The 13,260-nt window shown below is 47.3% G+C and carries 11 protein-coding genes; 4 read left to right on the top strand and 7 right to left on the bottom strand.

What is annotated here, in order from left to right; genetic code table 11:
- Positions 1-71: 71 nt before the first annotated feature.
- The 7 genes from K2Y22_11360 to K2Y22_11390 form a co-directional block, all read right to left on the bottom strand.
- Entirely contained in the window at positions 72-1,061 is a 990-nt protein-coding gene (locus tag K2Y22_11360; protein ID MBX9879045.1) for a hypothetical protein, read from the bottom strand.
- 104 nt (positions 1,062-1,165) lie between these two features.
- Complete coding sequence (rdgB, locus tag K2Y22_11365) at positions 1,166-1,753, bottom strand: RdgB/HAM1 family non-canonical purine NTP pyrophosphatase (protein MBX9879046.1); 588 nt, start codon at positions 1,751-1,753, stop codon at positions 1,166-1,168.
- Positions 1,750-4,020, bottom strand: a complete 2,271-nt coding sequence (locus tag K2Y22_11370) for a bifunctional (p)ppGpp synthetase/guanosine-3',5'-bis(diphosphate) 3'-pyrophosphohydrolase (GenBank protein MBX9879047.1) — start codon at positions 4,018-4,020, stop codon at positions 1,750-1,752. The genes rdgB and K2Y22_11370 overlap by 4 nt, the downstream gene beginning before the upstream one ends.
- A 147-nt stretch (positions 4,021-4,167) precedes the next feature.
- Positions 4,168-5,247 carry a tetraacyldisaccharide 4'-kinase gene (gene lpxK, locus K2Y22_11375; GenBank protein ID MBX9879048.1) on the bottom strand — a complete coding sequence of 360 codons (1,080 nt, stop codon included), beginning with the start codon at positions 5,245-5,247 and terminating at the stop codon, positions 4,168-4,170.
- Positions 5,234-6,529, bottom strand: a complete 1,296-nt coding sequence (locus K2Y22_11380) for a 3-deoxy-D-manno-octulosonic acid transferase (protein ID MBX9879049.1) — start codon at positions 6,527-6,529, stop codon at positions 5,234-5,236. Before K2Y22_11380 ends, lpxK begins: the two co-directional genes overlap by 14 nt.
- Positions 6,530-6,544: 15 nt before the next feature.
- A complete protein-coding gene (gene priA, locus K2Y22_11385) occupies positions 6,545-9,076 on the bottom strand; it encodes a primosomal protein N' (protein ID MBX9879050.1) in 2,532 nt (843 codons plus the stop codon).
- 131 nt (positions 9,077-9,207) lie between these two features.
- Positions 9,208-9,702: an HNH endonuclease gene (locus K2Y22_11390; GenBank protein MBX9879051.1), complete on the bottom strand. Its 495-nt coding sequence runs from the start codon at positions 9,700-9,702 to the stop codon at positions 9,208-9,210.
- 436 nt (positions 9,703-10,138) lie between these two features.
- On the opposite strand from K2Y22_11390, the gene rpsB reads away from it, so the two are divergent.
- From rpsB to frr, 4 genes are read left to right on the top strand one after another with little or no spacing between them, the layout of a single operon-like run.
- Complete coding sequence (rpsB, locus tag K2Y22_11395) at positions 10,139-10,972, top strand: 30S ribosomal protein S2 (GenBank protein ID MBX9879052.1); 834 nt, start codon at positions 10,139-10,141, stop codon at positions 10,970-10,972.
- Positions 10,973-11,018: 46 nt separating this feature from the next.
- On the top strand, positions 11,019-11,909 hold the full coding sequence (gene tsf, locus K2Y22_11400; protein MBX9879053.1) for a translation elongation factor Ts: 891 nt from the start codon (positions 11,019-11,021) through the stop codon (positions 11,907-11,909).
- Positions 11,910-11,963: 54 nt separating this feature from the next.
- A complete protein-coding gene (gene pyrH / locus K2Y22_11405; protein ID MBX9879054.1) occupies positions 11,964-12,701 on the top strand; it encodes a UMP kinase in 738 nt (245 codons plus the stop codon).
- On the top strand, positions 12,698-13,258 hold the full coding sequence (gene frr / locus K2Y22_11410; protein ID MBX9879055.1) for a ribosome recycling factor: 561 nt from the start codon (positions 12,698-12,700) through the stop codon (positions 13,256-13,258). The genes pyrH and frr overlap by 4 nt, the downstream gene beginning before the upstream one ends.
- The last annotated feature ends 2 nt before the right edge of the window (positions 13,259-13,260 follow it).

Below are 13,260 nucleotides of genomic sequence, written 5' to 3' on the forward strand. Positions count from 1 at the left end.
CAAGGACCCAACTTACCAAGCGGTTGGCAGCCAGAAAGGAACTAGAGAAGAGGAAGATGGTCTAAAAACAGCTAGTGCCATTCATCAGACAAACCAGACGCACGAGGAATTCCCCACTGGTTATCGAAATCATTTTTGAATTCGATTGACTTGCCCTTAATTTCTTCCCGAAATATTTTGGAACGATCTGGCCAAAATAGATTAGTCACACCAAATAGCGAGGGATGCTTCTTCACCAAATCAACAAAAAGTCTTGAACCATCGGCAGTTTTTTCTGAGCCTAGAACAATGTTATCTTTGGCTACCCCTTCTCTTACTCTGCGGTCGTGATAAAGCCCCATTAAAAAGACAGCCTCTAAATGCTCCTGTTGAGGAATCTTGCTAAACATTTTGGCTAAGGTTTCGGCGTCTTGAGATTCCGCAAACGCCGTTAGCGCAGAAACTGTACCTTCATCGAGACTGGACTTAGCGCCCTTGGCGCCGAGTGAAGGCGCTTTCTCTACGGCGGGACCAACACCATCAAGCAATCCAGCATACTGATCCCACTCAAAAGCTTTCACATTCGCACCGGTTGCATCAGCCAATTTTTGCAATCCAATTGGAGCTAGTTCCCCAGCGCCTGCCTCGCAGCTGTTAAAAGTAATACAAGAACCAGGAGCCATGAAGTTTTTCAACCTGGAAAAGGCGGACAAAACTTTTGGGTCACCAAAACCGTACTTATAACCCCCTAAGGTAAATCCACCTTGTCGAAAACCATGAGCCCCAATAAAGAGATTTCCTAGTGGCTTACCGTGTTCTTTCACTTGGGAAAGAAGTTCATCCACAATCTGCTCCGGGGAGACTGGATTATTTATCAAAATGAAATTCTTGTGCCACTGGCTGTTATTGAAGCTTTGAACTAATTTATCCTGCCCGTTCGGATAACCCGGAATATTATAAGCAGCTACTATCGAGTCTTTGTCCGCTTGTACGTCATTACGACTATAGGCACAATCCCACAGTCTCGAATCTGTTCCTGCAACGTTAGTTTGACTTTCGCCTTTTTTCTCAAATCCACTCATCGCTGCAAATCCTCATTCGGTGGCTACAACTACTCAGATAAATATAATCTCCCAGCACTGCGAGATCATTGGGGAAATTACGAAAGAAAACGAATGTGCCAGTCTTAGGAAGTTTGTAAAAATGACAATACGGACCGCCAAGCTTGTCCTCTATGAGATACGAGATTCTTTTCCTCATCATTCATTTCAGCAGAAGTAATATTGGCTCCTTCGGGAATGAAAATTGGATCATAGCCAAAGCCATTCTGACCTCTCTCTGCAATAGCAATTATGCCATTCCAGCGTTTCTCCGTTTGAAATACTATTTTTCCTGTAGGCGCAACAACAGCCATGGCGCAAACGAAAGCAGCTTGGCGCTCCGATTCAAGAATTTCTTTGAGCTCGGTTAACAACTTGGTTCGTCCATTAGCTTCGTTTCCTTCAGCATAACGAGCGGAGTAAATTCCAGGACGACCATCAAGAGCATCGACACATAGCCCTGAATCATCAGCTACGGAAGTTAATCCGGAAAGCTTGGCCGCTTCGGTGGCTTTGATAATGGCGTTTTCTACAAAGGTCGTTCCGGTTTCTTCCGGATCAAAACCTTCAGGAGCAATGACCAATTCCAAATCTGAAGTGCCGGCAAACTCTTGAGCAATCTTCATTAGTTCTTTGAGCTTGCCTTGATTTTTTGTTGCTAGACAGATTTTCATTCGGATTTTTTGGACTGTGGTCTGTGACGTTGCGGCTTTTGCAGAGGTGTTACGTTTGTGCTAGTGCCTTTGCCGTTTTTCTTTCTGTGGTCTTGGCGCTGGACACGTATTACATCGCTTATTAGTCCAATTGCGCCGCCTATGCGATTGAGTTGCTCGATATCCGAAACGTCAATGATAAGGGTAATTGTGGCTGTCTTATCTTCGCGGTGCGTTTCAACTCGAAGATCTTGCAAGTTTATTTTGTGGTCGGATACTTTCTTAAGGATATCGCCGGCGATGCCTACGCGATCGATACATTCAATAACAAGTGTTGCTGGATAAGCTTGCTGTCTGTCTGTCGACCAGGCAACGACCATTTGTCGTTCGGCATTTTCCTTTGTCAAATTAGTACAGTCGCTTCTGTGGACGGCTATGCCTGAGCCACGGGTGACAACGCCGATAATTTCTTCGCCTGGTACAGGTGAGCAGCACTTAGCTAAATAATGCATTAGTCCGCCGAGGCTGCCGACGTTTGCTGCTTTGGCTTCTTGGACAGGTGCGCTAAGCGGTAATTTGGACTTTTCTTTTCTCTCCGACTCACGAGTTTTGTTGACGACTTGCGACATGGAAATATCGCCATAGCCAATTGCGGCAATAATGTCGTCTACTTCGTTGAGATTTATCTTGCGGCCAATTTCTTTGAAGTTTTCGGACTTAAGAACTTCATCCAGATTTGATTTGCCGAATTCTGCTTCCAGCATTTGCCTGCCTTGGGCAATGTGCTCTTCGCGGTGGTATTTCTTAAACCACTGTCTGATGCGGTTTTTAGCGCCGTGGGTTTTGGCTATGTTCAGCCAGTCCATACGCGGACGCGCATTTTTACTGGTAATTATCTCTACAATGTCGCCGTTTTTAAGTTCAGTACCCAACGGAATAATTCTGTCGTTGATGCGTGCGCCGATACACTTGTGTCCGATGTCTGTGTGAATGCGGTAGGCAAAGTCAATTGGCGTGGCGCCACGCGGTAAGTCGAAGACTTCTCCACGAGGGGAGAAGACGAATACCTCGTCGGCAAACAAGTCCATTTTTACCGTGTCGAGATATTCTTGGGCGTCTTTCAAGTCTTGTTGCCACTCGACCAACTGGCGCAACCAGGATAATTTGCGATCCAGTTGTGAATCAGCGGTTACTGCCTCACCCGATTCTTTGTATTTCCAGTGAGCGGCGATACCGTATTCAGCCACTTGGTGCATACGGCGCGTGCGCATTTGCACTTCAATAGGATGACCATGAGGACCAATTACAGCAGTATGCAGCGACTGATAGCTATTAGCCTTAGGCATAGCAATGTAGTCTTTAAACCGTCCAGGTATAGGACGGAAAAGCGCATGCACAAGACCCATAACCTCATAACACTTTTGAGTGTCGGGATCATTTGATAGTTCGCAGTAATTTTTGTCCTCATAGCTTTCGATGATGATGCGAATGGCAAGTACATCGTAAAGCTCTTCAAAAGCTTTTTCCTGCCGCTTCATCTTCTTCCAGATGCCGAATAAGTGTTTTGGGCGTCCGACTATCTCCGATTCAATTCCTTTTGAAGAAAGTTCGTGGCGAAATTTTGATACCACTTCCTCTATAAGCGATTCTCTTTCTTCTCGACTCTTGGCAACAAGCCTTTCAATTTCGGCAAAGTCTTCCGGATAGAGATACTTGAGTCCAAGATCTTCCAATTCCCATTTCATACGTCCCAAGCCGAATCTATTGGCCAGTGGCGCATAAATTTCCAGTGTCTCTTTGGCTATGTCCTTTTGCTTGTTCGGCGCCATATAGTCAAGGGTGCGCATATTGTGCAGACGATCTATTAGCTTCACCAACACAACGCGCACATCATCGGCAATCGCCATGATTAGCTTGCGGAAGTTTTCCGCCTGACGTTCTTCTTTCGAACTAAAGCTGAACTTACCTAATTTGGTTACGCCCTCGACAATCTGGCGCACGTCCTTACCAAAAGCCTTTTCCATTTCGTCGCCGGAGACATTACAGTCCTCCAGCACATCGTGCAACAGTCCAGCGCAAATAGTGTCGGCATCCGCGTTGTATTCCGCGAGAATGGTGGCAACTTCGACAGGGTGAATGATGTAAGGATCTTCCGATTTGCGGAATTGCCCTTCGTGAGCCTTGGAAGCAAACTCATAAGCCTTGCGGACTTTGGCAACTTCCTCCGGTGTTCGACCTTGCGGTTCCAACACTTCAAAGAGTCTTTTGCCTATAGCTTCCACTGACACTGCGTCTTAAGGGTCCTCATCATCTACCGATGGTCCAAAAACCGGCTTGGGAAGTCCTAACGACTGCCGGGCTCATAGACCATGTTAATCAAGATTATACATTTGGCAAGACCTGATTAACAGCAAAACAGGCAGCCTTATTTCGGATTATAAAGCGCCGTCCTGCCGGAAATTTTCGGGATTCGGGAAATCCCCCTGCCAGGCAGTGTCCAAGTTCAATACATAGACGGGCATATCCGGAGCTAGTTCCGGAGTGATGCGCACGGCATCCTTGGCGGTCGTCACTGCAAGAATGGCGGTGGAATCCTTCATCTCGTCAGAAATTGCTTTCATATCATCAGTGGAAAACCAGTGGTGATCTGGAAAATCCACTTCTGCAACGACCGTGATACCAAGCCCTTCCAGGCTTGTGATAAAACTTTGCGGTCTGGCAATTGCGCTGAAGGCCAAAACTGGTTTGTCCTTCAATTCTTCAAGCTGGTGCTCATGCGAATCATCGATTTTAGTGAGCGATTTGTAGACAAAACTGCATGTTGCAATCTTCGCTTGCGGAGCATGATGGGCAATTTGTTCTTTTAAATTCTCCAGCTTGTCTTCATCTGCATCGTCAGGGACTTTAGTTATAACAACGTATTTTGCTCTATTGAGAGCATCAAGATTTTCTCTCAATCTTCCTGCCGGAAGCAAAGCATCATTTTCCGGATTGTCGTAGTAGTCGATTAAGACTATATCCAGATCACGCGCAAGCGCCCAATGCTGAAATCCATCATCGAGCAGGATGACGTTACAACCATATTTTTCACAGGCGATACGCCCTGTTTCGACACGCTTGCTACCAACGATGACTACTGACTTCGGTACAGACTTGGCAATTAAATACGGCTCGTCACCGGAATTTTCACAAGAGGCGAAATTGCCTTGCCCATCTGAAACAACAACATATGCATCTTGCGATTTTCTCTTATAGCCTCTGCTGAGAACAGCGACTTTGTAGCCGGCATCAGTAAAGCGCTTGGCCAAATCAATCACTACAGGAGTTTTTCCTGTGCCGCCGACGGTGATATTGCCGACGCTTACCACAAAGGCCGGCAGTTTGACGCGCTTCTGAAGTCCCAATTGATAGGCTAATCCACGAATGTTTATGCCTAAACCATAGAAAAACGAAATGGGAGCAAGCGCCACTTGCCCGAGCTTTTCTAGTGAATCACCGGGATTACCCCAACTCATAAACAACTCCCAATTGCTTTTCCAATATGGACAAAGTCTTTTTCACTGCGCCTTGCGACTCGGACAAGTAACTATTACCGGCTTCTCCAATTGCTTTGCGTCTTGCTTCGTCTTTCAGAAGAAGTGCCAGATGGAAGTACAGCTCCTTGCCGTCATTCACCATGATCAGAGCATTCTTATCCAAAAGTCCGTTAGCGATGTCTCTTGTCTTGTCGATGTGCTTGCCGCAAATCACAGGGACATTGTAAGCGTATGGCTCCAATAGATTGTGACCACCGATTGGAACAAGCGTACCGCCGACAAAGGCTATAGTCGCTACACAATAGTACTGAGAAAGCTGACCAATAGTATCCAGAATAAAAACATCATTGTCCGATTCAAAGCCTTCGCCACGAGAATAAAGACGTGGATTCAGTCCCATGGATTTAACCAGTGAAGTCACCGCTTCAAAACGCTCGGGATGTCGCGGCACCAAAATCAAACGCGTAGGAACAAACGATGGGTCCCAACTCCTTTCGGTGATCAATCGCTTATACACGCTAAGCAAGACAGACTCTTCGCCTTCGTGCGTAGAACCACCGATAATCACCGCGTCACTTGCAGACAGGTTTAACTTCTTAGCGATCTCAGCCTTGGTCTCAGGTGTAACGGGCTTCAATCCATCAACTTTTAAATTGCCGGGACAAGTCCCTGGAATTTCGATGCCGGCAAGAGAGCGATAGCGTTCGAGGTTTTTCGGCGACTGAGCGGAAATAAAGCTGAAACTGCGTACCACTGGTCCAAAGAAAAAGCTCAGTTTTTTGTATGTCTTAAATGATCTTGGCGAAATGCAACCGTTTATCACCATGACTGGAATTTTCCGCTTGGCACATTCGTGCATAAAACCAGGCCAGATCTCTGTTTCAACAATTGCTACTAGAGCCGGATTAATTGCCTTCAGCCAATTGTTGAGGGCAAATGGCAGGTCTAATGGGAAATAAAAGACTGTTGCCCATTCTCCGACCTTTTCTTTGGCCTGTTGTTGTCCAGTCGCTGTTGCAGTCGAGACAGCCACCGGAATATCCGGATGAGTCTCATGAAACAGCTTGATCAATGGAAGAGCAGCGTTAAACTCACCGACTGATACGCAGTGGAACCAAATTGGCTTTTTGCTGAATGGTCCAATGCCGGCGGGGACCGAGCCAAATTTTTGGGCAAGACCTTTTCTGGTCTTTGGAATAAGCAGAAGGAACGGCCCTGCCACCAGCAAAACTATAATCACAACCAAGTAGTAAATAAGCACTCTGGATTCCTTCTCTCACACAAAATCGTAGGCATCGACGTCGATTGCCAAAGTTATCTTTTTGTCGACCTTCTTATTCTTCAAAAAGGAGACGACAAGCGCACGACCAGCTTCGCCCATTTGATTTTTCACAATCAGTTGATGGCGATAGTTTTGCTTAAGGCGTTCAATCAAGCAGGGACTTGGGCCAAGCACTTTTATAGAACTATCAGATACGAGATCTTCCAAATGCTTAGCCAATTCCTCGGCAATCTCATCAGCAAATGCCTCAACAGCCGTCAGATCTTCGCCGCTTATCACCAAACGAATCAATTGAGAAAACGGCGGATACTCAAGGTCTTTTCGTGCGCTCAGCTCTTCCTGGACAAACGCATCATAGTCATGACCTTTGGCCCAATTCAACGCAGGCATTTCCGGATTATATGTCTGCATAATGACCGATCCGGGAGCGTGCCCGCGTCCAGCTCTCCCAGCCACCTGAGTCAACAACTGAAATCCACGTTCAATACTTCTGTAATCAGGCAAATTAAATGCGGCATCAGCGGCAAGCACGCCAACCAAGGTAACGTTGGCTATGTCCAGTCCTTTTGCCACCATTTGCGTGCCTATTAAGATATCCGCTTCGCCGCGAGCAAACTGCTTAAGAACAGCTTCGAAGGCTCCACGCTTTTGCGTGATGTCACTGTCTAGTCTTAGCATGCGAGCTTCAGGGAAAAGCTCTTTCAAATCATGTTCAACTCTTTGAGTACCTAGTCCATATTCACGCAAAAACGGCGCCTGGCAAGATGGGCATGTTTGTTTAAATCCAAAAGTTAGACCACAGTGGTGGCAGGCAAGATAACCTTGCGGTCCATGATGCAGAACCATGGACACTGAACAATTGCGACACTTAACCACGTCGCCACATGCCTGGCACTGAACGTAGCTTGCAAAACCGCGTCTGTTGATTAGCAATATTGTTTGTTGCTTCAGCTCAAGGCAGCCGGCAATTGCATCTTCTAATGCTCGCGAGAAAATACCGCGATTCCCTTCGGCAGCTTCAATACGCATATCGACTAATTCAACAGGTGGCATTTCTTGCTTGTGAATGCGCTCCGGCAAATTCAATATTCTGTTGTTTCGCTTGGCATCGAAGTAGGTGGAAACATCCGGCGTAGCGCTACCCAAAAGAAGCATTGCGCCTAAGCGACGCGCTTTCTCCAATGCAACTCGTTTAGCTTGATAGCGAGGAGAAGGGCTCGATTGCTTGTAACTGCCGTCATGCTCTTCGTCCATGACAATAAGTCCAAGTTCGGGCATGTTCGCTAGAATTGCCGAGCGCGCACCCAAAAGAACGCGAACGGATCCGGCACGCAATCTCTGCCATGTGTCAAAGCGTTCACCGGGACTTAAGGCACTGTGCCAGATTGCTACTTTATCTCCGAAGCGAGACTTCAGCCTCTCAGCCAATTGCGGAGTCAAGCTTATTTCCGGCACAAGAAGCATTGCCGACTTGCCTAAATCCAGAGCTTCTTGAATGAGCCTCAAATAAATTTCCGTCTTACCAGAACCGGTGACGCCGTAGAGCAGCCAAGGTATTTCTTCCTTCGATTCAGCGTGCTCGCTGGAGTGCTTGTCTTTCAACGCTGCACTTAAGGTCTCAAGAACACGCGCTTGATTGTCTGTTAGATCAAATTTTTTCTTCTCAGTTGGTTTATCTTTCTCGACTTCACCAAAAGCACGATCCATTTCAATAATCGCCTGCATTGGATCGCGTACTACTTGCTTCTCGAATAATTTGATTAGTCCTAATTCCGCCATTTTCTTCAGCGTGGCGCCAGTTGTTGATGCCTTTTCCAAAAGTCGCGGCACTTCAAGAATCCCACCAGCTTCGGCAAGGCTGGACAATATTTCTGCCTGGCGTTTATTGCCTCCTTCTTTCATAAGAGACACCATGTTGACCATCTTCGGCTTGGCTAAATCAGTAGCTTCTGCTTCCACAGAAATCAAATTCAATTTGCGCAATTGTGATATTTGCTTCAAAAATTCAGAGCGTCCAAGGTTGCTCTTATGCTTTAGCGTATTCATCGCCAAAGCTTTCTCCTTGGACATTTTGAGAGGCGCAAGCAATTTATGCGCGGCACTATTTAAATTACCGTTGGCACTCTCACCTTCGGGAAGCAACTTCACAATTCGCTTCAATCGAGGCGCAAAATCATTGGGAACAGCTGCTGCAATTACCGACGCAAGCGTAGCTCCGTAGTAATCAGCCAACCAATAAAGAAAGTCGATGTAGTTGGCATCAAAAAGCGGATCGCTGCTTAGTAATTCGGCGATGTCTTTGTAGTTGCCTTGCGCTTCTGCTCCCTCAACTTGTTTGATGCCGACAACAAAACCATTTACTAATTCCTGTCCGCCAAACGGAACAAAAACCTGACTGCCGACAAAGGTTTCCTTTATAAGGAAATCAGGCACACGATAGGTAAAAAGCTTGTTCGAAAGTTGCGGCGTGGCAATATCAATCGCCACGTCAGCCAAGGTTTGGACACCGAGATTCGGCTCAACCAAGGGAGACCTCCGGCTGACACTATACTCCCATGACATCACCTCATGACATTCAAAAATTTGATCAGGCGACTCTTGACAGGGTGGGCTGACAAAAGGGCGCATACAATGCGCCCCTACGATAGTCCATCAACTTAAGCGCCGATTATGTACTTCTTCCACTGCCACTCGCCGGTGGCTGTATGTTTCGAGATTTCAAAATAGACGTGAGAAAGCGGTCTGCGAGGAGTTATCTTAAGCGGCATGTCCGCTTCTTTTGGCGTCCTGTCGCCTTTTTTCACATTGCAGCGCAAGCAGGCAGCAACAACGTTGTCCCAGGCATCTATTCCGCCCCGGCTGCGAGGCGTAATGTGGTCTATAGTCAGGTCGTGCTTGCGGACACCGCAGTACTGGCACGTGTAATTATCCCGGTGCATTACATTGCGCCGGGATAAGCTGATTTCTTTATACGGGATTTTGACGTAATTCCTCAACCGGATTACCGAAGGCAGAGGGAAATCCGTGTAAATGACTTTGCCGTTGTGTTCAATTTGCTCAGCCTTACCCTTCAGGAGAAGGACAACGGCACGGCGCCAACTACAAATGTTTAGAGGTTCATATGAGGCATTTAATACAAGTACTTTAGACAAAACGCGACCTCTAAGTTGATGCCTCCCTATCCCTCGAAAAACCCCTTACAGACTTGCACTTGGACCATATTTAGGATTTCTTCAAGTTTCATTTATTATAACGATTAAAACGTGTACTTGTCCATCAAATACTACTTCCAAAGCCCATTATGCTAGAATCATCGAGGTTGTCCTGTCTGGACAGCCTGACTTTTCATCGCCGCAGATTGGCGAGAGGAGGCGCTCCACTTGTAGGGTTCTACAAGAAGCGAAGCAAGGATTGCGATGAGCAATCCGCTAGCGGAGCGATGCCGGAAAGCCGGCAGGCAAGCGAAGGTGTAGACGTAGCGTTATAACGCGTAGTCGGAACCGGAGCGTTAAAGAAGGTGCTGCGAACAGCACCGGATTGCAATAAGGAAAAGCAGCAATGTATGCGTTAAAAGGAGAAAGAACAACCTTGTCACAAGCAACTATGAGACAACTATTGGAAGCCGGCGTCCACTTCGGACACCAGACCAGACGCTGGAACCCAAAAATGCGCCCGTATATTTTCGGTGAGCGCAACGGCATTTACATCATCGACCTCGAACAGACCTCACGTGCTCTAGAAAAAGCATGCGATTTCATCAAGAAGTCTGCCTCCGAGCGCAAGAACATTGTTTTCGTCGGCACCAAGAAGCAAGCTGCCGATATAGTCGAAGAAGAAGCAAAAAGAGCAGGTGCTCACTACGTCAACCGCCGCTGGTTGGGTGGCATGCTCACCAACTTCGAAACCATTCGTCTGCGCATTAACCGCTTGAAAGAGCTGGAAGAAATGCGTGACACCGGCGAATTTTATCGCCGCCCCAAGAAAGAAGTTGCCGTTTTGAACCGCGAATTGACCAAGCTCGAGAAGACCTTGGGTGGATTGAAGAACATGCGCGGCAAACCGGACATCTTGTTCATTATCGATCAAAAGCGTGAGTTAATCGCTGTCACCGAAGCTCAAAAGCTCGGCATCACCACAGTAGGAATCATCGATACCAACTGCGATCCGGACGGCATCAACTACGTAATTCCAGGCAACGATGACTCTATTCGTTCCATCAAATTGATCACCGGCAAAATTGCTGATGCCATCATCGAAGGACGCGAAGGATCCGGCATTAGCCCAATCATCGACGCCGAAAGAATAACAGTTGCAGACACAGCTCAAGTACCTGAGTTGGTTCCAGTCGGTGGAGCAGCAATTCACCTCGATGAGAAAGACCAAGCAATGGTCGACTCCATCGAAGATGAGATGAGCACTTAATTTGCTGACTAGAACGACAAAACTAAGTTAAATACAAGAGGACATAATGAGCACAATGGTAGAAATTTCCGCCACCATGGTTAAAGAGTTGCGCGAGAGATCCGGCGCAGCAATGATGGATTGCAAAAAAGCACTGGTAGAAACATCCGGTGATTTTGAAAAAGCCTTCGAGTGGCTTCGCCAAAAAGGCGTAGCTGTTGCCCAGAAGAAGTCTGCTCGCAGCGCTTCTGAAGGTTTGGTGGTAGCTAAGGTTGCCGACAACGGCAAAACAGGATCAATCGCTGAAATCAATTGCGAAACAGACTTCGTTGCTCGCAACGATGAGTTCGTTCAATTGACCAAAGACTTGGTTGAATTGGCTCTTGCTGAAAAGGCCGCTTCTGCAGATGATCTTTTGAACAAATCAATCAAAGGCATCAAAGTCTCGGACTACATCACTGAAAGAATCGCCAAAACAGGTGAAAACATCATCGTCAGACGCGCAGCTTCCGTTGATCTCGGTGGCAAGCACGGCGTTATTGGACTTTACGTCCATGCTCTGGGCGGCAAAATGGGTGCTCTTGTAGCAATTGAAAGCAACAAGGACTTGAATGGCGCAGCACTAGGCGACACGGCTAAGGACTTGGCTATGCACATTGTTTCTGCCAAACCACAATTTGTCAGCCGCAATGAAATTCCAGCAGACGTTATCGAAAACGAGAAGCGTATTGAATCTGGTAAAGCCGACTTGGCTGAGAAAAAGCCTGAAATGCGCGAGAAGATTGTTCAAGGTCGCGTGGATAAGCTAATGGCAGAGCGCTGTCTCTTAGAGCAGCCTTTTGTTAAGGATCCAAGCCAAACGATCGCACAGTTTTTGGCCAAGAAAGGTTCCGAAATTGGAGCCGAACTCAAGCCTACAAGCTTTGTGATGTTCATTCTCGGCGAAAGCGAAGCATAAGCTAAGCAAGGCAACTTCAACGAATTCCAATATCATTGGGTTAGGACAAAGCAAATGGCGGACATTAAGTACCGGCGGATCCTCCTCAAATTATCTGGGGAAGCCCTTATGGGCTCTCAGACATTCGGTATAGATCCTGTCGTTATTGACCGCATTGCAGAAGAAGTGCGAGCCGTTTACGAGCTTGGCGTACAAATTTCCATGGTTATCGGCGCCGGTAATATCTGGCGCGGTAGCCAGGGAGCAGCCTGGGGCATGGACAAGGCCGCAGCCGATTATGTCGGCATGCTGGCTACAATTATGAACTGCCTGCTGCTTCAGGAAGTATTGAAGAATAAGGGCATCGACACCCGCGTGCAGACGGCAATTGCCATGCCCGCTGTTGCCGAGCCCTTTATTCGCTTACGTGCTATGCGTCATTTGGAAAAAGGTCGTGTAGTAATTTTTGGTGGTGGAACAGGCAACCCGCACGTAACAACCGACACCGCGGCAGCTTTGCGGGCAGCCGAGATAAAAGCCGACGTTATACTCATGGCAAAAAACCGTGTCGATGGCGTCTATGACGATGATCCAAACAAAAATCCCAATGCTAAGAAAATTCAGGACATCAGTTTCGATCAATATATCCGTCAAGGATTGCGCGTCATGGACCCAGCCGCTGTGGCGCTTTGCCAGGAGAGCAACATTCCATTTATAGTTTTTGACTTCGCTCACGCAGGCAGCATCAAGAAAATTGTACAGGGCGAAGAAATCGGTACTCTTGTTGGAGCCCATTCAGGAGGGAAGAAATGAAGACAACAAGCGAGGTCCTCTCATCTGCTGAAGAGCGCATGAAGAAGGCAGCCGCCAACTTAGTTAGGGAATTTCAAACTATCCGCACAGGACGAGCCAACCCAGCCTTGTTGGATTCCATCGACGTTGAATACTACGGCACCCCAACATCCTTGAAGAGCCTGGCAAACATCTCCGTACCTGATGGTCGCTCACTCTTGATTCAGCCATACGATAAAGGCTGCCTCAAAGACATTGAAACAGCCATTCACAAGTCTCAGCTGGGATTGACTCCAAATTCAGACGGCTCGGTCATAAGGATCGGCATTCCACCTCTGACAGAAGAGCGCCGCAAAGAATTAGCCAAAGTTTTACGTAAGTTCGCAGAGGAAGCCAGAGTGGCAGTTCGCAACATTCGCCGCGACGGGGCTGACGAATTGAAGGCCCTCAAGGCGGAGCATATTTCAGAAGATGAAATCAAACGTCAGGAAGAGGCTTTGCAGAAGCTGACCGACAAGTACGTTAAGGAAATCGATAGGCTTACAACTGATAAAGAAGCCGAAATCATGGAGGTTTAATT

It is taken from the genome of Candidatus Obscuribacterales bacterium (genome assembly GCA_019744775.1).
Classification (GTDB): Bacteria; Cyanobacteriota; Vampirovibrionia; order Obscuribacterales; family Obscuribacteraceae; genus SBAT01.